16 protein-coding genes are annotated in these 21,022 nt (G+C 55.7%); 6 read left to right on the top strand and 10 right to left on the bottom strand.

The window, feature by feature from the left end:
• Nucleotides 1-40: 40 nt before the first annotated feature.
• Nucleotides 41-1,777 (bottom strand): CTP synthase, encoded by a 1,737-nt coding sequence (locus H6G52_RS12895; RefSeq protein ID WP_099534457.1) that lies wholly within the window; start codon nucleotides 1,775-1,777, stop codon nucleotides 41-43.
• A 280-nt stretch (nucleotides 1,778-2,057) separates the two neighbouring features.
• Nucleotides 2,058-3,485 carry a pyruvate kinase gene (gene pyk / locus H6G52_RS12890; RefSeq protein ID WP_190528836.1) on the bottom strand — a complete coding sequence of 476 codons (1,428 nt, stop codon included), beginning with the start codon at nucleotides 3,483-3,485 and terminating at the stop codon, nucleotides 2,058-2,060.
• 757 nt (nucleotides 3,486-4,242) lie between these two features.
• Here pyk and H6G52_RS12885 point away from each other — a divergent pair.
• Nucleotides 4,243-5,559 (top strand): NAD(P)/FAD-dependent oxidoreductase, encoded by a 1,317-nt coding sequence (locus tag H6G52_RS12885; protein ID WP_242026364.1) that lies wholly within the window; start codon nucleotides 4,243-4,245, stop codon nucleotides 5,557-5,559.
• Between the two features lie 18 nt (nucleotides 5,560-5,577).
• Here the strand turns inward: H6G52_RS12885 and H6G52_RS12880 are convergent, their stop codons facing one another.
• The 4 genes from H6G52_RS12880 to H6G52_RS12865 form a co-directional block, all read right to left on the bottom strand.
• Nucleotides 5,578-7,629 carry a PP2C family protein-serine/threonine phosphatase gene (locus H6G52_RS12880; protein ID WP_190528834.1) on the bottom strand — a complete coding sequence of 684 codons (2,052 nt, stop codon included), beginning with the start codon at nucleotides 7,627-7,629 and terminating at the stop codon, nucleotides 5,578-5,580.
• A 328-nt stretch (nucleotides 7,630-7,957) separates the two neighbouring features.
• Nucleotides 7,958-9,040, bottom strand: a complete 1,083-nt coding sequence (locus H6G52_RS12875) for a diguanylate cyclase (protein WP_190528832.1) — start codon at nucleotides 9,038-9,040, stop codon at nucleotides 7,958-7,960.
• Nucleotides 9,041-9,382: 342 nt separating this feature from the next.
• The gene (locus tag H6G52_RS12870) at nucleotides 9,383-9,724 is read right to left on the bottom strand and encodes an STAS domain-containing protein (RefSeq protein WP_099534461.1); all 342 of its coding nucleotides are present in this window, start codon (nucleotides 9,722-9,724) and stop codon (nucleotides 9,383-9,385) included.
• Between the two features lie 432 nt (nucleotides 9,725-10,156).
• Nucleotides 10,157-10,738: an ATP-binding protein gene (locus H6G52_RS12865; protein WP_190354459.1), complete on the bottom strand. Its 582-nt coding sequence runs from the start codon at nucleotides 10,736-10,738 to the stop codon at nucleotides 10,157-10,159.
• Nucleotides 10,739-11,093: 355 nt separating this feature from the next.
• On the opposite strand from H6G52_RS12865, the gene H6G52_RS12860 reads away from it, so the two are divergent.
• Both H6G52_RS12860 and H6G52_RS12855 read left to right on the top strand, forming a co-directional pair.
• On the top strand, nucleotides 11,094-11,861 hold the full coding sequence (locus tag H6G52_RS12860) for an ABC transporter permease (RefSeq protein WP_099534463.1): 768 nt from the start codon (nucleotides 11,094-11,096) through the stop codon (nucleotides 11,859-11,861).
• Between the two features lie 77 nt (nucleotides 11,862-11,938).
• Nucleotides 11,939-12,928: a M48 family metallopeptidase gene (locus tag H6G52_RS12855; protein ID WP_190354458.1), complete on the top strand. Its 990-nt coding sequence runs from the start codon at nucleotides 11,939-11,941 to the stop codon at nucleotides 12,926-12,928.
• 297 nt (nucleotides 12,929-13,225) lie between these two features.
• Here the strand turns inward: H6G52_RS12855 and H6G52_RS12850 are convergent, their stop codons facing one another.
• Both H6G52_RS12850 and H6G52_RS12845 read right to left on the bottom strand, forming a co-directional pair.
• Nucleotides 13,226-13,618, bottom strand: a complete 393-nt coding sequence (locus H6G52_RS12850) for an AbrB family transcriptional regulator (protein ID WP_099534465.1) — start codon at nucleotides 13,616-13,618, stop codon at nucleotides 13,226-13,228.
• Between the two features lie 507 nt (nucleotides 13,619-14,125).
• The gene (locus H6G52_RS12845; protein WP_190528830.1) at nucleotides 14,126-14,464 is read right to left on the bottom strand and encodes a hypothetical protein; all 339 of its coding nucleotides are present in this window, start codon (nucleotides 14,462-14,464) and stop codon (nucleotides 14,126-14,128) included.
• 139 nt (nucleotides 14,465-14,603) lie between these two features.
• On the opposite strand from H6G52_RS12845, the gene H6G52_RS12840 reads away from it, so the two are divergent.
• Nucleotides 14,604-15,779, top strand: coding sequence for a 2Fe-2S iron-sulfur cluster-binding protein (locus H6G52_RS12840; protein ID WP_190528829.1), 1,176 nt, complete (start codon nucleotides 14,604-14,606; stop codon nucleotides 15,777-15,779).
• A gap of 47 nt (nucleotides 15,780-15,826) precedes the next feature.
• On the opposite strand, the gene H6G52_RS12835 is transcribed toward H6G52_RS12840, so the two are convergent.
• Nucleotides 15,827-17,389 (bottom strand): GTP-binding protein, encoded by a 1,563-nt coding sequence (locus tag H6G52_RS12835; RefSeq protein ID WP_242026363.1) that lies wholly within the window; start codon nucleotides 17,387-17,389, stop codon nucleotides 15,827-15,829.
• Nucleotides 17,390-17,440: 51 nt separating this feature from the next.
• On the bottom strand, nucleotides 17,441-18,346 hold the full coding sequence (locus tag H6G52_RS12830; protein WP_190528827.1) for a DNA adenine methylase: 906 nt from the start codon (nucleotides 18,344-18,346) through the stop codon (nucleotides 17,441-17,443).
• 314 nt (nucleotides 18,347-18,660) lie between these two features.
• Between H6G52_RS12830 and leuC the strand changes: the two genes are divergently transcribed.
• A complete protein-coding gene (gene leuC / locus H6G52_RS12825) occupies nucleotides 18,661-20,070 on the top strand; it encodes a 3-isopropylmalate dehydratase large subunit (protein WP_190528825.1) in 1,410 nt (469 codons plus the stop codon).
• A gap of 127 nt (nucleotides 20,071-20,197) precedes the next feature.
• Complete coding sequence (locus H6G52_RS12820) at nucleotides 20,198-21,001, top strand: DUF561 domain-containing protein (RefSeq protein WP_190528823.1); 804 nt, start codon at nucleotides 20,198-20,200, stop codon at nucleotides 20,999-21,001.
• The last annotated feature ends 21 nt before the right edge of the window (nucleotides 21,002-21,022 follow it).

Here is a 21,022-nt window from a genome sequence, read left to right as displayed (position 1 = left end):
CGCGATCGCCCGAACGACATCAACCTTACTCTACAAGACTCTACAAGTTCGCCAATTCCGCCTCTGCATTACTTGCAAAAGTGGACAGGGGATCTTCTGCCGGATCCTCCACGGAGTTCACCGCCTCTAGGGATGCCAAAGCTGGTTCCGGCGGGGCGATCGGGGCTGGGCTGCTGGGCGCTTGTCGGGCGATCGCCGCTTGCACAAACCCCAAAAACAGGGGATGGGGACGGTTGGGCCGTGACAAAAATTCCGGGTGAAACTGCGTGGCCAAAAAGAACGGGTGGCTCGGCAACTCCACGATTTCCGCCAGCCGACCATCCAGCGATGTGCCACTGATGCGGTAGCCGGTTTCGATCACCTGCGATCGATAGGAATTGTTGAACTCATAGCGGTGGCGGTGGCGCTCATAAACCACCTCCTTGCCATAGAGCCGGTGGGCCAAACTGTCGGGTTGCACTTGGCAGGGATACAGCCCCAGGCGCATCGTGCCGCCCAAGTCCACCACGTCTTCCTGTTCCGGCAACAGCCCAATCACGGGATTTTCGCATTGGGGATCAAACTCTGCGCTGTTGGCCCCCGGCAGACCGGCCACATTGCGGGCCCACTCAATCATGGAACATTGCATTCCCAAACAGAGGCCCAGGAACGGAATATGGTTTTCTCGGGCGTAGCGGATGGCGGCGATTTTGCCGTCAATGCCCCGAATCCCAAACCCACCGGGCACCACGATGCCGTCCACATCGCTGAGGTATTTTTCGGGCCCCCCGTTTTCCAAGTCTTCGGAGCTGACCCAACGGATGTTGAGTTCGCTGTGGGTGTCGATCGCGCTGTGGCGCAAGGCTTCCACCACGGACAGGTAGGCATCGCTGAGGCTGACGTATTTACCGACGATCGCCACGGTCACGGTGCGCACGGGGTTATGCAGGCGATCGACCAAATTCCGCCAACGGCTCAGATCCGGCTGGCGAGGCTCCATCCCCAACAGATCGAGGACTTGGTGGGCGAGGCCTTCTTCTTCCAAGCTCAGGGGCACATCATAGATGCTGGGCTTGTCCATGGCGGGAATCACGCAACTTTCGGGCACGTCGCAAAATTCCGACAGCTTGGCCCGTTGGTTGGCCGGCAAGGGCTGAGAACATCGACAAACAATGATGTCGGGCTGAATCCCGATCGATCGCAACTCCTTCACCGAGTGCTGCGTGGGCTTGGTTTTTGTTTCGCCCGCCGCCGGAATCCAGGGAATCAGCGTCACATGGACATAGAGCACATTGTTGCGCCCCGCATCCTTGCGGAACTGGCGCACCGCCTCCAGGTAGGGCAGCGACTCAATATCCCCCACCGTTCCGCCAATTTCCGAAATCACCACATCGGAGTTGGTGTTGCGGGCCACCCGATGGATGCGATCGCGAATTTCCCCCGTGATGTGGGGAATCACCTGCACCGTGCCGCCGTTGTAGTCGCCGCGCCGCTCCTTGTTCAGCACCGATTGATAGATTTGGCCGGTGGTGACACTGTTGAGGCGCGACATGTCCGTATCTGTGAAGCGCTCATAGTGGCCCAAGTCTAGGTCGGTTTCGGCTCCGTCGCCGGTCACGAATACTTCGCCGTGTTGAAACGGACTCATCGTGCCGGGGTCAACGTTGATGTAGGGGTCGAGCTTGAGAATGGAAACCGAATAATTCCGAGACTTGAGCAGCCGACCGAGACTGGCGGCGACGATTCCTTTGCCAATGCTGGAAACGACACCACCGGTTACGAAGATGAATTTGGTCATGGCTGGCAAAAATTTTGGTGCTTGTAGCGTCGGTGCGCGTGAGGGGCGATCGGGTTGCCGATGAACTGACAGATGATTAACTGACAGATCAATCGATCATCTCAACAGATCGTCAGAAGATCGTCAGCAGATTGTCAGATGAAACCCGTCGGGTTTGAACAGCCGGGTTGAACGCCCGGGTTGAACGCCCTCAATTCTGCCATAGGGCCTTGGCGCGATCGCTGGGATTTTAGGGCGATCGCTCCTGACTCCAGGTGCTCAAAATGCTCAGTCTCCCTTGCTAATCGGCAGTGATCGTGTGAATTTTCAGGAAATTGGTACTCCCGGCCTTGCCAAAGGGAACACCGCCCATCACCAAAACCTTATCCCCCGGCGCTGCATATTGACGAGCCAGCAAATCTTGCTCCACCAGCGCCAACGCAGAGGCCAACGTTTCCCCATTAAATCCCTTCAGCAAAATGGGCCTGACTCCCCAACTTAAACTCAAACGGTGATAAACCTTGGGGTCGGGGGTGTAAGCAATGATGGTTGTTCTGGGGCGCTCCGCCGATGCCAGTTGGGCGGTGTATCCCGTTTCGGTGAATGCCACAATGCATTGCAAATTGATCGTTTCATCGATCGCGTGCAGGGCTTCACTGATGGCATCCGTATCGTCATTTTGGTTGGGTGGATAGTTCACAAATTGAATCGAGGGTTCTACCTCCGTGGCAATTCGCGCCAACATTTTGACAGACTCGATCGGGTAGCTGCCCACCGCCGACTCACCGGACAACATCACCGCATCTGTACCATCCATAATCGCATTCGCCACATCACTGGCCTCCGCCCGCGTGGGGCGTGGATTATGGATCATGCTGTCCAACATTTGGGTTGCCGTAATCACCGGAATTCCCCTTTGATTACAGAGGCGAATGATCTGTTTTTGAATCAAGGGCACTTTCTCCGGGCGCATTTCCACTCCCAAGTCCCCCCGCGCCACCATCACCGCATCACATTCATCAATAATGGCCTGCAAATTGGCGATCGCCTGCGGTTTTTCCAACTTGGCCAACACCGGAATTTCCGCACCCTTAGCCGCCAACAATGCCTTCAAAACCTGCACATCTTCCGGCTTGCGCACAAAGCTCAAAGAAATCAGATCAACCCCCTGGGCAATCCCAAACTCCAAATCCCGTTTATCTTTGTCGGTAATGGAAGGTAACTGCAAATCTAGGCTGGGAAAATTCACCCCTTTGCGACTTTTGAGAATGCCACCTTCAATGACCTGGCAATGAACCGCATGACCATCAATCTGTTGCACTGATAACTCCAACAGCCCGTCATCCAGCAACACTTGTGTGCCCGGTTCCGCTTCGGCGGCCAAGTGCGGATAGTCAATGCCGACGGTGTTGGGTTGATTTTGATATTCTGCGATCGGGACGAGGGTTAAGATTTCTCCTTCTATGAGGGGAATTCCTTCGGGTGGTAAATCACCCACGCGGATTTTTGGCCCTTGCAAATCTTGCAGCAACATCAGGGGCAAATCCAGTTCTTCGGAGGCTTGCCGCAGTCGCCAAATTCGCTCCGCATGATCATCATAGTGACCATGGGAAAAATTCAACCGCGCCACATTCATGCCCGCCAAAAGCATTTTGCGGATCATTTCTGGAGAATCGCTGGCCGGCCCGATCGTGGCCACAATTTTGGTGCGATGGGTTAACGGTTTCATATCATTCTTGCCTAACTGACAATACCGGCATCAAATGCGGAACCTGAAGAGATTCACCCCAACGCAATATCCCTGATCATTCAGACCCAATAATTCAGATCAGAACAGCGGCAACTTCAGCACCTTTAGCAACATTAATGTTGAATAATGAAATTAAACGTTAATGTTGCTTATGGATGGCAAATCACGCCATGGGAATTGATCGTGGATCCCTAAAAATTGGATCACCGATAACCCGATCTTGGTTTTAAAGACCGAGAACTGTCAATAAAGAAATTAGGAAGATTTGCCTACTGTGCTCTGCAATACCAAACTCGCAGAGTTGATAATCAATTCAATTGACTCATTCAATGATTCGTCTGTAGGGTGGGCAATGCCCACCAACTAACTGCTTCATAGTGTTTACGATATGGCGTACTAATTCGATTTAGGCAGTGGCTATATTAATGCAATGATTAATCTTTTGAAATAAATAACTATTTACTAATAACTGTTTAATTTGAAATCAGAGTTTTCAACTCAGGTTTTTTAATTTTTTACTTTGATTCTAAATTTTTACGCTAATTCGGGTATTGTGTGATTTTTGTAATGCTATCTTAATCAGGTCATTGACAGACCGCCTATTGAACTAATCATCATGAATAAACTATCGGAAATTGCGAATGTGGTCATTTTTGTGGCGTTGCTGAGTTTTATTGGCTTGAGTCTGTTTCGGATTGGGGCCCATTTTTGGCCGATCGTGACGGGAGGTTAGGGGATGAGTTTGGACGATCGCCCGAACATGAACCGATCGGGGCGAGTGGTGGTGGTGGGCGGCGGGGCCGCAGGCTTTTTTGGGGCGATCGCCTGTGCGCGGGCGAATGCTGACTTGGATGTGACCGTTTTGGAGGCGGGGCCCCAATTTCTGAGCAAGGTGCTGATTTCTGGGGGCGGCCGCTGCAATGTGACCCACGCATGCTTTGAGCCATCCCAGTTGGTGCAACATTACCCACGCGGAGCCAAGGCTTTGCGGGGGGTGTTTAGCCGGTTTCAACCCCGCGATACGGTGACTTGGTTTGTGGGGGAGGGGGTGCTGCTGAAAACCGAGCCGGATGGGCGGATGTTTCCAATTACGGATCGATCGAGCACCATTGCCGATTGCTTGATGCGAGCGGCGGAAAGAGCGGGCGTGCGGCTGAGATCGCGGGCGGCGGTCAGCAATATTACCCACGAGGCGGGACAATTCCAAGTTCAGTTGCGATCGGGGGAAATTTTGACGGCCGATCGGGTGTTGCTGGCCACGGGCAGCCAGCCGACGGCCTACCGCTGGGCGGCGGGGTTGGGCCATCCGATTGTGTCACCGGTTCCCTCGTTGTTCACCCTGGCCATTCCCGATCCCCGGCTAGACACGCTGGCGGGGTTGGCCGTGGAGCGGGCCCAGGTGCGGCTGGTTTTGCCGGAGGCCGATCGGGGTGGCAAAGGCAAAAAGCCACCGGACTCGGAACAAATCGGCCCGGTGCTGATTACCCATTGGGGCCTGAGTGGGCCGGCGGTGTTGCGGTTGTCGGCCTGGGCGGCGCGATCGCTCCACGAGGCTCATTATCGGGCCCTGTTGCGGGTGAACTGGCTGGGCACGGCTTCGGCAGAGGAGGCACGCGATCGGCTGCGAACCCTGAAGCAACAAAACCCACGCAAGGCCGTGTCCACCGCTGGGCCGCCGGAGTTGCCGAAACGGCTTTGGCAAAAATTGGTGGAAGCGGTGGGGGTGGCGGCGGATTTTCGCTGGGCCGATTTACCGAAGGGGCCGATCGAGGCGTTGGTGCGCGAATTGGTGCAGGGAGAATTCAAAATCACCGGCAAGGCAGTCTTCAAGGAAGAGTTTGTGACCTGTGGCGGCATTGATTTGAAATCCGTGGACTTCAAAACCTTGGAAAGTCGCTCTTGCCCGGGGTTGCACTTTGCCGGTGAAATTTTGGACATTGACGGCATCACGGGCGGGTTCAATTTCCAAAGTGCCTGGTCTACGGGTTGGATTGCGGGCCAGGCGATCGCCCAGGGAGTTGCCGCCTCGCCTTCGGGGGTGAACCAGGGTTGAAGTCGTGGATTTTGCGACCTAAGCCGACAAGGACGGCAAGCTACAAACATTGGGCCAGTCGATCGCCGTGGCAGACTCGATCGGGCGATCGGCTGGTTCCTGCTGTCGCTTAATCACAATCAGGGTGATGTCATCAAAAATCTTGGCCTCACCAATGTGGCGATACACATCATCCACCACCAACTTACAAATTTCCTGGGGGGTGCGATGGTGCTCGGTTCGCAACAACCGACAGAGGCGATCGGCCCCATAGAGCTGGTTGCTGTGGTCGGCCGCCTCGGTCAGGCCGTCCGTGTAAAGCACCACCAAATCGCCGGGATTGAGATAGACCTCCGCTTCGGCAATGAAACTGCTGACATCCGCTTCAATCCCGAGGGGAAAGCCCAAATCTAAGGTATCGACCCGATCGATCGACCCATCCGCCCGCACCACGATCGCCTCCTCATGCTGACCGCTGAGGCGCAGTGACCCCCGCTCATAAACCAACAGGGAAAGGGTCATGTTTCGGTACGATCGCATCCGCCTGGTGTTGTCATACACCAAGCGATTGAGGGTGTTGATCGTTTTCACCTGATCAATTTCGCCCACCGCTTGCAAGGTGCGCACCGCCGCCTGCACCATCAGCATCACCATGCCGCTTTCCAAGCCATGGCCCGTCACATCGCCAATGCTGATTTCCACCCGGCCATCCCGGTGCAGCACGTCGTAGTAATCGCCGCCCACCTCATCGGCCGGTTCCATGTAGGCGGCAATTTCCAAATCCGCCGTGTTCAGCAAGTCTTCTTCCTTGGGCAGAATCATTTGGTGCAAACGACGCACCACGGACAATTCCGCCCCCATCCGGCGATTTTCGTCCGTGAGCTGCTGGTTGAGGGTCACAATTTCCTGATTAGCCCGCGCTAGGTCATAGGTGCGCTCGGTGACGCGCTGTTCCAGGGTTTCCAGATGCACTTGCAGTTGGGTGACCATCCGCGCAAAGGAGGTGGCCAATGCGCCGATTTCGTCTTCCCGATCGGTGGGCAAGGGTTGATCCCAATGGCCACGGGCGATCGCCTGGGAAGCCCGATTCAGGGCCACAATCGGCTCCACCAACCGACCCGCCATCCAATAGGACACCACCACCACCAGCAACAACACCATGCTGGACACCATCAGGAGCAATCGGGTTTGGGTGGCCAACGCCTCTTGCAGGGACTTCAGCGAGAGGGTGACCAGAGCGGATCCTTGCAGGGCCTGTGATTGATCGCGCAACGGCACAATCACATGCAGCAGATTGCCATTCACCACGCGGGCCGTGGCCTGAGTGTTGAGGCTATTACGCAAGAGAGACAATTGCTGCTCGGCCAATTGCTTCCCGAGGCCGCTTTCCGGGCGAGCTTGACCCGCAATCACCTTGCCCTGCAAGTTAACCACCCAAATGCCCAGCACGTCCGGCTCCCGCAGCAACTCCTCAATCAGGCGATCGAGACCCAGAGCCTGGCGGAGGGATTCCAAAAAGGCCACATGGTTACCCACCTGCACAATGCGGCGCTGATCAATTCCCGGAACTCCCACATATTGAAAGACGCGATCGTCAATTTCTCGCCGCCGAGGTTCTTGAATCACCATCTTGGCCTTGCCCGTCAACAGGGGCCAAAACACATGGGCTTGGGGTTGTTTTTTCGGATCAGGATTAAAACAAAAAACCGCCTCCCCGGGCGGTCGCAAACGGGCACATCCATCCGCATCAGAAATCCAAACTTCATCGATGATCGAATTAGCCAGGATCCTGTTAATTCGTTGTTGGAGTTGGGCGGTTGGTTCGCCGCGTTTTTGGCTCAAATCCACCAACTGAGCTAAGGCTGTGGCTGTGGCGGCCATTTGCTGGCCCAATTTGTTTTCCACCGTGGCCGGCACATCTCGCAACACCGACAGAGCACGGCTGAGGGTGTTGGCCAGACGCACGCCGTCCGTTTCCGAGCGCCGAATCAATTCGTGATGGGTGTTCCAGTGAAAAATGGCAATGGTGGGCAAGACGGCCACCACCGCCACTCCCGCCATCATGAATAGCAAGCGTCTTTGTAAATTCATACGTAAATGTTACTTAAAAATTTTTGTCACTTAAAACGGTTATCCGCCCTCCCAATCCTAGGCCATGTCATTGGTTGCGCCCAATATCAGGCTAAAACAATGTAAAACTGGCCCCATTCGGGGTGACCTCAAGTTAAAAACAGCTTAAAAACAGCCCGATTCGATGCCCGATTTGAATCTCAATTCAAAACCTGACTCAGAACTTGATTCAAAACTCAATTGATGGCCTAATTTTCGTCCTAATTCTGGGCCCAATTCAAGATCTCTCTCATTCATGGCTCATTAATGACTAATTCAGAGCTAATTCATGGCTAATTCAGTGCCAATCCTAATGAATTCGCATTTCAACGGCCGATCGAAGGGCGATCGTTTCGTTGCTGAGTTCGTCAGCCACCACCACCCGATTGCGCCCCTGTTGTTTGGCGGCATATAGGGCCCGATCGGCCCGGGATACCAACAGGGTGGGCGAGGTGGTCAAGGAGGGAAATATGGCTGCCACCCCAACGCTCACCGTCACACAAGGGTTGACGACCGATCGGGGATGGGGCAAATTCAACCCCAACACGGCCTGGCGAATTCGGGTTCCCACCAATTCCGCCTGCTGCAAGGTGGCGCGGGGCAACAAGACCGCAAATTCTTCGCCCCCATAGCGAGCCACCAAATCCGAGGTCGATCGAGCCACTTGGGCGATCGCCATCGCCACCTGCTGCAAACAGACATCCCCCGCCACATGGCCCAGCAAATCGTTGTAGGCCTTGAAGGAGTCCACATCCACCATCACCAAGGCCAACGGCTCAGACCGGCTGCCTCGCGTTTGCCATTGTTGCTCCAAATATTCATCAAACCGCCGCCGGTTGGCCACGCGCGTCAAGGCATCCATCGTGGCCTTGGCTCCCGCTTCCGTGGCTTGCACATAGAGCTGCTCGATCATGGCATCCCCATGCTCAATAATCAGCCGCAGCACATGCTCCAGGTCTTCCCGTTCCCGGGTAATGGTTCCTAACAGCGATTGCAGTTTTTGTTCCGCGTTCCGGTGTTGATGGGCCTCGATGGTCAACCGCTCATTGGCGCTCAACAGCTCGTTTTCAATCACGCTGCTATGCTCGATCGTGGTTTGCAAAACCCACTCCAGATCTCGCTTCTGTTGGGCCACTTGCTTCAAAATCGTCTGCAATCGCTGCTGTTGGCGACGGTACAGCGACAGGGTGGACTGTAGTTCGTTTTCAATACAGTCACCATGGATGGCGGTGGTTTCAAGGGCGATCTGGAGATCGCGGTTGCTTTGCTCTAAAGCAGCCACCTGCTGGCGAAGGCGTTTGTTTTCTTCAATCAACGCTTGTGGATCAGACGATGCCGCCGGATCGGGCAGCGACTGGGGATCGCGCACAGTATCTCCAAACAGACGCGGCATAGACCGCTTGTAGAGGGTAGAGCCGAGGGAGCGATCAACATCAACGCCACAGCCTAGTGATTGAACCGATGAATGTTGAACCGAGCGTTGCACAGACCTGGAAGGATCAAGGGCAATTCAGGGAACCCATGCTGCGTGATCGATGCCATAGGATTGCTCACCGCAGGATTACCCACCGAATGATGGCTTGTCATGATGATGACTCAGTGGTGATGACTCAGGGTTGATCGACGTTGAGCGATCTACTCCAAGCGATCCCTTCTGAGTGAGCCATTCTGAGCCATCCCTTCTGAGCGAGCCATCCGGTCATGACCCACGAAACTATCTCCAAGCTCATGATCGCTAAGTTAGCACTAGTTCAATGCTGGGCATGAGGCGCTGGAGATTTTTGAGCGATCGCGTTTGCCAAACAATATTAGCGGATCCTTTAAAAGTTAACTTTGCTGTCCCCCGCTGTCGCAACCGAACTACAAACATAGACAGCATACTGATACCGGAGCTATTGAGGAATTCGAGTTCCTGGAGGTCAACAATGATTTTCTCGGACTCTTCCGCCGCCGCTTCCAAAATATCGAGCACAGGACGGTAAGCCTCAAGGCCGTCCAGACGCAGGGAACCACGGCAGAGAATCGTTGCCGTGGCGGGGTCATACTGAATGCTGTAGTCCGGTTGTTTTAGTTCCATACGAATGAGTGGTGGGAAATTGCGGAGGACTGGGGCATTGGAGAAAACCAGGAACTAAGAAGTATTAACAGAAAGATAGGGCCATGATGTAAGGCGGCAGGGCTGGGGGCGAACCATGGAGAAGGCGCGATCGAATCGTGATCCTGTGGTGATGCTGACCGGTGTGGCCGCATCTTCAGATCCCGTTGGTAGATCCCGTTGGTAGATCCCGTTAGCTAGATCCAGTCACCCGATCCAGTCAGTCACGCGAATGAGCCATCGCAGTTGGTGCAGTTTCACCATGCGATCGAGCCTTAACTATCCTTACATGAACTTGCTCTGGGCCATGCAAGGTTTCGGGATCCCCCCATCACCGAAATGCTGGCAAGAGTTTGACAATATCTTGGTCTCTTTGCTCAGTTCCAGGGCGATCGACATTTTAATAGTCAATCACTACACTGTGAGTCGGGCCATCACGCTGATCGCAACGGAGTTGTCATCATTAGTAGACGGTGTAAACCGCCACCCCATTTTCACTCCGTAATCTGCCATGATTGAAATCAGCCCCAGGCAAGATTCATTGGACTCTTCACGCCCCATTTGCTCTAGTCGTTGAGCATAAAGTAGGTCAAGATCAGTCGTCAAAATATCATGGATGTGCTTCTGAAACCGGATGGCGCGATCGGCCGTTGTGCTGTTGCAAACCAGAAGCAAGATGCTGGACTCATAGAGATAGAGAGAAATGGTGACTGGGCTGTTCACCCGTTCATCACTGAATTTAATCGCATTCTCAATGAGTTCATTGGCGACATAGCTAATACAGGCCTTAACATTTTCTTGAGTGCTGGAGCTATCGGCCGCGTCCTCATTGTTGCCCGGAAAAAAGGTGGCGAAATAGTCGCCCAAAAAATCGGCCGATAGTCCATAGTTGCGCCAACGAATTTTGCGAGCTTGCGCACTCGGTGAAAACCCCAAGGTTAGGTATTCTTGGGTATCAGGTAGGGAATCGTAAAACTCGCCTAAGGTTACATTCATCACGCTTATGCATTGACCAAGCTAAGAACAGGATAAGGCAAAATTTTCCGAGAGTAGAGGGCTGAATTCAGCATCAACAATGTTTTGGAATGTTTTGGAAACTCCAAGTCATACCCTAAACTACCAAAACATTCGCACCATCATAGTTTTGCGGGCTGGTTCAGGCGGGCTTGGATTCAGCCCCGGTGCATGATTGCAGGGCTTTCTCCTGGCGCGATCGAGGGCAATGGCTCACTCAAAATCATGACTTCAAAGGCTCCACCGAATTTTTAGAATGATTTTTAAGATGATCAGAAAGATGATCAGATCTCCCAAAACCTTACTCTCTCCAGTGACTCCGACTGCGCTTCGGTTAATGGGTCGGCAGGCGCTGGCGATCGCCCGGCGGATTTTGCAGGAGTTGTGGCGACGCAAGCGCAGTTTGGTATTTTGGTCGCTGTTTCCGGCGCTGGTGTTGGTGCTGAATGGGTTGATTTTGGCGGAGCGGGCCCAACTGCCGATCGCGGCGGCCTTTGAGCGGGCGGCTCCGGTTTCCTGGGTGGGGGCGGCCCTGTTTTTTAGCTGCCTGGGCGGCACGGTGGCAACCCTGGTGGGCGAGCGAGAGTCGGGCACGTTTCGGCGGCTGGGCCTGTCGCCCCTGGGTGGCATGGCTTATTTTTTGGGAATTAGCCTCGCTCACGGGGCGATCGCCCTCGGCCAGGCGGTCATTGTGGGGATCATTGCCACCGCCGTGGGGGCCCAGTTCCAGGGGGCCTGGTGGTTGGGCGGGGCGATCGGATTGCTGAGTGTGTTGGCCTATGTGGGGGTGGGCTTTGTGCTGGGGGGACAATTTGCCCGGCGCACGGAGGATGTGAATGCGTTGGTGGCGGCCTTGGGCGTGCCCCTGCTGATTTTGGGCGGCAGCTTTGTGCCCGCCTGGCTGTTTCCACCCCTGTTGCAACAGTTGGCCCGTTTTGACCCGATCTACCACATGAATGAAGCCCTGTTGCGGGTGGCTAGCGAGGGAGCCACGGCCGCTGATATTGCCTTGCATCTGTGGGTGTTGGGCGGGGTGGCGATCGGGGGCTTGGGTCTGAGCGCGGTGACCTATCAACAACTGTTACGGCGCGATCGTTGCCTTTAGGACGCTCCATCCTGGGGAACGCGCTACGCTGAACTTGCAGTCGTTTTGGCCCTTTCCGAGGGGCCTTGCTCCCAACCATGCCTAGCTATCCCGGAATTTCCAGCGAAGCCTTTCGTCATCCGCTCGATCGCGAAGCCGAGCAAGCCCTGCGAAGCCTGCCGGGATTTGACTTGGTGGCACGCAAATTTCTAGAAGTGGCGGTCGATCGGCCCCAATATCTCTACCACATGGGCAACAGCGTCCAAGTGGGGCCCCGTCAATACGCCAGCCTGCATCAGCTCCTGCGGGAATGTCTGCGAGACCTCGATGTGTTCCCGGAGCCGGCCCTGTTCGTCAGCCAAAGCTATCAGGTCAACGCCTTCACCATTGGTCAAGAACAGCCCACCTTGGTGCTCACCACCGCCCTGCTGGAATTGCTGAATGAAGCCGAATTGCGCGTGGTGTTAGCCCACGAATTGGGACATTTGAAATGTGGCCACAGCACCCTCACCCAAATGGCCATTTGGACGCTGTATGCGGCTTCCATGGTGGGGCAAATGACCATGGGCTTAAGCAACATGCTGATTAGCAACGCATTGGTCATGGCATTTTATGAATGGAAGCGCAAGGCCGAACTGTCGGCCGATCGAGCCGCCCTGATTGCCACCGATGATCTCGACACCGTATTGATGACCATGGTGAAAGTGGCCGGCGGCAGTCCCAAACATTTGCAAGAGCTGAGCCTTGCGGAATTCAAAAAGCAAGCCCGCGACTACCAATCCCTAGACGCGGATGCCATGAATCAGGCTTATAAATTCTTTCTTTACAACAACTTGCCCCAGGGCATGTACAGCAGCCATCCCTTCCCTGTGGAGCGAGCCAGCTATCTCCAAGATTGGGCCACTTCGGCGGAATATCAAGCCATTCGACGCGGGGACTACCAACGGGATGTGGCTCAAGGGGCCGTGAATGTGACGGCGAATGCAACCACCACGGCGCGATCGACCGGCAACACCGAAGCCGATCGCCTGCGCCAACAAATTGAAGACCTGCAACGGGAACTCGATCGCCTGCGCCCAGCGCGATAGAAGTTGCTAGAAACTCGCAAAAATTCGCGCGAGTAAGCACAAATCGCCAATTGCAAAGTACAAGCCGAAAGGCAACAAGTGCAAACTCAAAAACACAAACCAATCAGGGCAGATTGAAAGGGCAGATTGAAAGGGCAGATTAATAGGAGTAGATCAGTAAGAGCAGATCAGGCCCTTCAAGACGCACCCCCCAAAAAACCAGAAAAACAAGGGGCTTAAGCCCCTTGTCTCAGGAATGAGAACAGAGAGCTTAAGCCCCTTGTCTACCCCCATTGGTGCTAGGGGCTATTTTGCAGGTTATTCTTCGCCCTTGCCGTCCACTTGCACCAGGCGAATGTGCTTGTAGCCCAGCTTGATCTCAAACTCATCGCCCGGCTTCAAACCCATGCTTTGGGTATAGGTCGAACCGATCACGATTTGGCCATTTTGATGCACCGTCACGCGATAGGTCGGTTCGCGACCCCGACCATCCTTGGCACTTTCCGGATCAATCCGCGTGCCCTTTGCTTCCAACAATGCATCATAAAACTCAGCCAAGTTCACCTGGACTTGGCCGCTTTTGGTCTCTTTGTAGTAGCCGCAGCGCTTTGCCTTTTCGCGACGGGGCAGATTCGAGAGTTCCTTCAGTTTTTGCAGTAGGGCTTTACCCTTCAGCGGTGTGGGTTGTTGAGCAGTTGCGGAATCACTCATTGCTGTCAAACATTCAGTTCAGTTAAAAAAGCCTAGCTCGGCTGAAGCGGGGTTCCTCAGATGCAATTGCCCTTTAACCCAAGAACACCGCCGACTTAGCCTAGCGCGTCCCCTAGTCGAGGCCAATTGTTCCGAACTTCCCCAATTCAGACATCACCTCCTCAGAGACTCTTCGACTCATTGGAGGGTGATCAAACCCCGATCGATCTTGGCTGGATCGATTGTTCGATTCGACTGGATTGGCCCCCTCAAAAATCAGGGATTTGCCATAATCTGGCAAAATCCAGCGGTAATTCTACAAACGATCAAACCGCACAATCTTGCATCGAAGGATGGTCGGTGAGGATGTCTCTCTCGATCGGAATCAGGTTTTACCGGTGTTGATCATGCTCTGACAGGCAGCCTAAATTTAGACCGGCCAATGCCAATCATGGCTGAAGCCTAGGATTTACCCATAAAAATTGATCGCCTAGAGACTAAGCACGGAGATAAATTTTTGAGGCAGCTTTAGATGCGCTCCTGGGCAGAATCCAGAAAAACACCGGAATCGAGATTGACTACATTAAGACTATAGCCCCAAGCGGCAGAAATTTGAATCGGACTGCTCAAAATTTTTAGATTAAAAAAAGCTCTTGCCTCCCTATAGATTGATCTATCCCCCAGGGTGGGTTCGATTGCTTTGATCAGTTCGGGATGACGGCCTTTGCCGCTAAGGCTAAAGCGGGGCTGGCCAAAAGCAAAGACAAGGGGAGCGGACGCATCCCACCAAAATAGAAAATGTATCCTCTTCAGGGAAGAAGCACTGCAAATTGGGTGTTTTCGGATGATTTTTACGGAAGGGGGCAAGGCGATCGGACGATGGCCGCGGGGTGCTCAAACCCTCCTCAAAAAACATTGCAGATTGTGTGATGGGGGAGCGGGTCTGCCAGCAATTTGCGACTAGACTAGTATCAAATCCCTGCCGTATTTGCCGAATCGACCAGCCGTGCAAGTCACTTTCCAAATCATGCGTCGGGAACCCGGATCGTCTCTTCGGGTTCAGTCCTATCGCCTGGACAATGTTTTACCCGGAAATACGATTCTGGATTGCCTGAATCGTATCAAGTGGGAGCAAGATGGCAGTCTTGGCTTTCGCAAAAATTGTCGAAATACGATTTGCGGAAGTTGTGCCATGCAGATTAATGGCCGATCGCGCCTGGCCTGTAAAGAAAATGTTTCGGAAATGTTGACCCGGGCGATCGGGACGGATGAGCACGGCGAGCCGGTGATCACCGTGGCTCCGATGGGCAATTTACCGGTGATTCGAGATTTGGTGGTGGATTTGCAACCGTTTTGGGCCCGGTTGGAATCAATTCACCCATCGGTGAGCCGGGCGGAGCAGTTGGCGGCGGCGGAAACGGTGGCGGCCCAGGAGCGATCGCCCCAGCAAAATCAGCCAGTCTCAACAGATCGGGTCAATCAGGCAAGCCAGGCAAGTCCAACGGATCAATCTACGGATCAACTTCTAGATCAACCTCTAGATCAACTTTTGCGGGAAACGCGCCAAACGCCGGATCAGCGGGCCCTGTTGGAGCAAGCGGGCAACTGCATCGCTTGCGGGGCTTGCTATTCGGAGTGCAACGCGGTGATGGTGAATCCGCAGTTTGCGGGGCCCCAAGCCCTGGCGAAGGCGCAACGGTTGGTGGACGATACGCGCGATCGGGCAACGGCGGAACGCTTAAGCCAGTTGGGTGAGGATGGCAGCGGCGTTTGGGGTTGCACGCGCTGTTTTGCTTGCAATGAAGTTTGCCCGATGGAGGTGAACCCGCTCGATCGCATCTCGCGCATTAAGTCGGTGCTGTTGGCGCAGGCGGCAACGGCGGGCGAGGCGATCGAACGACCTTTGCGCCACCGCCAAACGCTGGTGCAGATGGTGCGTGAGGGCGGGTGGATTGATGAGCGTCAGTTTGCCATTCGGGTCATTGGCAATTCGGGACGCGATTGGCGGGGGCTGGCCAGTTTGGCTCCGGTGGGCTGGCGGATGGTGGCTCGGGGCAAAATGCCGCTCACGTTTGAAAAATCCGAGGGCACTGACCAAGTGCGGGGTCTGATTGATGCGGTGCGGGCGGTGGAAGCGGCCCAAGGCACGGCCCAACCCCCCCTGCCCGATCGGGAACCCTAGGGGATCGCGAATTCGGGGAATCCTGTTGTTGAGGTTGAAAGTCGCCCCTACCGAGAACCAAAGGGATCGGGAACCGCTGGCCGGCCCAGCTTGGCCCACAGTTCCGCCTCAATGCGTTTGACGATCGACTGTTCATCCAAGGTGGCTAACACCCGCCCGATTGCGGCCCTTGGCCCATCGGGGCCCCAGGAGGCATCGTTGGCTAGGTAGGTTTTGGTTGCTTGGCCGATCGCGTAGGAAGAAACTCCGGCGATCGCGGCTTGGGTGGCGGCGATCGACAGATAGGGCACGGTGGTGATCCCGCCAGTGGCGACGGTGGACAGGCCCAGAAATCCCTTGAGGGCGCTGAGGCCCAACCGGGCGATCCATTCTCCGGCACTGAGGCCGCCTAGCCCGATCGCGATGGTTTTCATCAGGGCGATCGCGCCCCGTTGGCCCATGGGAATTCCGTAGAGCCGCGAGAGGGCCAAAATGGTGGCCAGGTCGATCGCCGCGCCCCCCACCAAGTCCAACACCACCACGGGATTCACCGCCACGGCGATCGCTTTGGCAATCGTGCCATTCCAAATCAGGCGATCAGCAGAACGATCCCGCAGGGCCAACTTGCGCGACAGGATCCGATCGCCCGCCGCTTGGGCATAAAGCAAAGAATTCAGGGCCACCAATGCCTTGCCCTCCCTTGCCAATACCTCCAAGATTTTCAGCTTCAGGCTTTCCACCTGGGGCGCGCCCCGTTGCAAATCCGCCGCGATCGTCCCGTCGGGCCGCTGCACCACCTGGGCCACCAGGGGAGCTGCCGCCACCATCACAATCTCATCAGGCGACAGCAGCTCCCGCACCCGATCGTCTCGAATCTTTTCATAAATGGCCTGTCGATCGGCCTCGGGAAACTGATCAATCTTGTTCAACACCAGCAGGATCGGCTTACCCGCTTCCCGCAACTGAGACAGGGCCTCGCATTCCACTTGGGTCATGTCCCCGGCCACCACAAACAGGATCAGATCCGACGCTTGCCCCACTTCCCGTGCCAGGGCCGCCCGCGCCGCCCCATTCACTTCATCAATGCCCGGCGTGTCCACCAGTTCCACTTGGCCCAAACTGGACGGCACTGTCCAATGAATGCTCCGGCTGGATTGGGTTACACCGTGGGTGGGGCCCGTTTCAAAGACCGATCGCCCCAACAGGGCATTGAGCAAAGAAGACTTGCCGCGACTGACGGCCCCAAACACGGCAATTTGAACCCGCTGATCCTCCAGCTTGTCCAGCATTTGCGCCAAACCCTCCAGATCTGGCTCCAGACCCGATCGCTCCCGAGGGGTCAAGTCCAACCGCTCCATCAGCGATCGCAGGGCCGATCGGGCTTGGCGATAGGCCAACTCCGCATCCAAATCCGCCAAGGACTCGATCGCCGCATCCAATTCCCGATCGACCGTATCCCACTCGTCTAGGCGATTGCTACTCTCAGAATCATCACCCTCAAAATCATCACCCTCAAAATCATCATCCTCAAAATCGCCGCGATCCAAGCCACTCCCATCAACATCGGTGGGTCGATCCATCGGCCCTTCCATTGACTCAGAAAATTCAGGACTTGGCGGAATGGCAGCCATGGGTGATCGGGAATAACCACTAAGAATAAAAATTGATCTAAACCACAATCGTCAGAATTGGATCAGACCTTTTTTGGCGATTAATAATTCCTGACCGGCCTTCGATCGCCTGCCTTGGGTATTGGTCATGCTGTAGGGCTTTGTCCAGGGTAAACAATCCGCCCAATCGGCCGGATAGAGATCCTGAATTGCTTCACAATTATCGATCGTCATCAGCCAATCGTGGGGACAATCGCGCAGGGCTGCCGCCAATTGTTGATGATTAAACCCCTTGTGCAAATCGCCCGATCGCCCATAAAGCCGCGATTGTTCTGCGGAAAAATAGGGCGGATCGAGAAAAATAAACACATCTTCACCGGGCGCATGAATTAGCTTCTGATAGTCACCGAGGGTTAAGTGTACCCCCGCCAGCCGACCTTGCAAATTTTCCAGCCGTTGGATGCTGGACTCCGTGAACCGACCGCAATAGGCCGCCGCCGTCATGCCGCCGGATTCTGTGAGACCGCTGGCGGTGCTGCGATTCAAAATGAAAAATCGCGCCGCATTATGGAGCCGATCGCCCGGTAAGTTCGCCAACTTTTGTTGATAGCGATCGCGAAATTCCACCCATTGATCGCACTTGCGCCGCTCACCGTCATAGTCATCCCGCAGCGATCGCACCAACCGGGCCAGGGCGATCGTATCGGTCTGCACCTGTTGCCAAAAATCCATCAACAACGGATTCGCATCATTGGCCCAAAATGATTGTGCCACCTCCGACCCGATCGCATGGAGCAACACACTCCCGCCCCCCAAAAACGGCTCCCGATATTCCTTCGCCGATCGAAAATATTGCGTAAAAATCGGCAGATCTTTTTGTTTCCCCCCCGGATATCGCAGGGGCGATCGCCAATCACGCAACTGCTCCGATCGGCTTTGATCGGCGACCACAGGGCGATCGGGTGAATCAGGAGTCATCGTTTTCATGGAATGCTGAAGGGCCAACGGCCATACGCCCCTGCGAATGTTGATGGGTCTGATTCGTGACTATATCTGTGACTGTATTCATGACCATGATCGCCTCCAAGTCAATCAACGGGCGATCGTCAGCGACACGATAGAATAAGACCTCTGAATCGGCCCGGCAAGTTGCCCGCCGATGACCCGTTTACCCCATCGGACTGACGCACCCCCGCACTGTCGGAGCAAGGGGCTTAAGCCCCTTGTCTGAGTAGATCACCGCGCTAGTCCTAAATCTGAGAGATACACCCACCACAGAGCGATCGCCCGTCATGAGCCAAGGAACCCTCTTCGACAAAGTTTGGGATTTGCACACCGTCGCCACATTGCCTTCGGGCCAAACCCAACTGTTCGTTGGCCTGCATCTGATCCACGAAGTGACCAGCCCCCAAGCCTTTGCCATGTTGCGCGAGCGGGGTCTCAAAGTGCCGTTTCCCCAACGCACCGTGGCCACCGTTGATCACATTGTCCCCACCCAACTGCAACAACGCCAGCGCCCCTTCCTCGATTCCTTGGCGGAAGACATGATCGTCGCCCTTGAGCAAAGCTGCCAAGAATTCGGCATTCGGTTCTATAACATCGGCTCCGGCAAGCAAGGCATCGTCCACGTGATCGCCCCCGAACAGGGACTGACCCAACCGGGCATGACGATCGCCTGCGGAGACAGCCACACCTCCACCCACGGCGCATTCGGGGCCATCTCCTTTGGGATCGGCACCAGCCAAGTGCGCGACGTGCTGGCTTCCCAAACCCTGGCCATGACCAAGCCGAAGGTGCGCCGCGTGGAAGTGAACGGCGACCTGCGCCCCGGAGTCTACGCCAAAGACGTGGTGTTGCACATCATCCGCAAGCTGGGCGTGAAAGGCGGTGTGGGCTATGCCTACGAATACGCGGGCACGACCTTTGAGGCCATGAGCATGGAAGAACGGATGACCGTTTGCAACATGAGCATCGAAGGCGGCGCACGTTGCGGCTACGTCAACCCCGACCCAATCACGTTTGATTACTTGCAAGGGCGCGAGTTTGCCCCCAAGGGAGCCGATTGGGATGCGGCGGTGGCTTGGTGGACGAGCGTTCGCAGCGATGCGGATGCTGAATATGATGATGTGGTGGTGTTCGATGCGGCGGACATTGAACCGACCGTCACTTGGGGGATCACGCCCGGCCAAGGCATCGGCGTGACGGAAACGATCCCGACGGTGGACGAACTGGACGAGGGCGATCGCTCGATCGCCAAGGAAGCCTACGACTACATGCAGCTCGCCCCGGGCCAGGCGATCGCCGGAACCAAGGTGGATGTCTGCTTCATCGGCAGTTGCACCAACGGCCGGATCAGCGACCTGCGGGAAGCCGCCAAGGTGGCCCAAGGTCGCCAGGTGGTTGAAGGGATCACCGCCTTTGTCGTGCCCGGTTCCGAGTCGGTGAAGCAAGCGGCCGAAGCGGAAGGCCTGCATGAAATCTTCAAGGCGGCCGGGTTTGAGTGGCGGGAAGCCGGTTGCTCCATGTGTTTGGCCATGAACCCAGACAAGTTGCAGGGCAGCCAAATCAGCGCCTCTTCCTCGAACCGCAACTTCAAGGGCCGTCAGGGTTCCGCCAGCGGTCGCACCTTGCTGATGAGTCCGGCAATGGTGGCGGCGGCGGCCGTGACCGGTTCCGTCACCGACGTGCGCGAGTTGCTATAACGACGCGCAAGGTTTGTTCTTTATTCGCTGAAGTTACGGGTTAGGGCAGGTTTCAAACCTGCCCCTACCGCCGGCCGTGCTTGATACAATTGCGGACATCTGCAAATCACGCTAATCAGGTGAACCTATGAGTGCAATGTCCCAACTGCAATCCGCCCTCGATCGCGGCCAAGCGTTGAAGGCGATCGCTGGTTTGAACAATTTCGACGGCGATCGGGTCGAAGCGATCGTCAAGGCAGCCGAGCTGGGCGGTGCAACCTTCGTGGACATTGCCGCCGACCCCGCCTTGGTGCAACGGATTAAGGCGATCACCAGCTTGCCCGTCTGTGTGTCCGCTGTGGAACCCGCCAAGTTTGTGGACTGCGTGGCGGCCGGTGCTGACCTGATTGAAATCGGGAACTTCGACAGCTTCTATGCCCAAGGCATCCGTTTTGAAGCCGCTGAAGTGTTGGCCATGACCCAAGAAACCCGCCGCCTGCTGCCCAATGTGCTGCTGTCGGTGACGGTTCCCCATATTTTGGCCCTGGATGAGCAAGTGGCCCTGGCCGAAGCCCTGGTGGCCGCTGGCGCAGACATCATCCAAACCGAAGGCGGCACCAGCAGCCAACCCGTTCACGCCGGTAGCTTGGGCTTGATTGAAAAGGCGGCTCCCACCCTGGCCGCTGCCTACGAAATCAGCCGCGCGGTGTCCGTGCCGGTGCTGTGCGCGTCGGGCATTTCGGCGGTGACGGCTCCCTTGGCGATCGCGGCGGGTGCTGCGGGCGTGGGTGTGGGTTCGGCCATCAACAAGCTGGACAGCGAAATCGCAATGGTGGCTGCTGTGCGCTCGATCGTTGAGTCGTTGTCGGGCACTGGCACAGCTTTGGACACCAAGAACCTGCAAGCCGCCTCAGGCACTGGCACTGGCACAGCTTTGGACACCGAGAACTAGCGCCTCAGAGTCCCGATCACT

The organism is Limnothrix sp. FACHB-881 (assembly GCF_014698135.1).
Lineage (GTDB): Bacteria > Cyanobacteriota > Cyanobacteriia > CACIAM-69d > CACIAM-69d > CACIAM-69d.
Note: the sequence above shows the minus strand (reverse complement) of the source record. Positions and strands in the feature narration are given on the sequence as shown.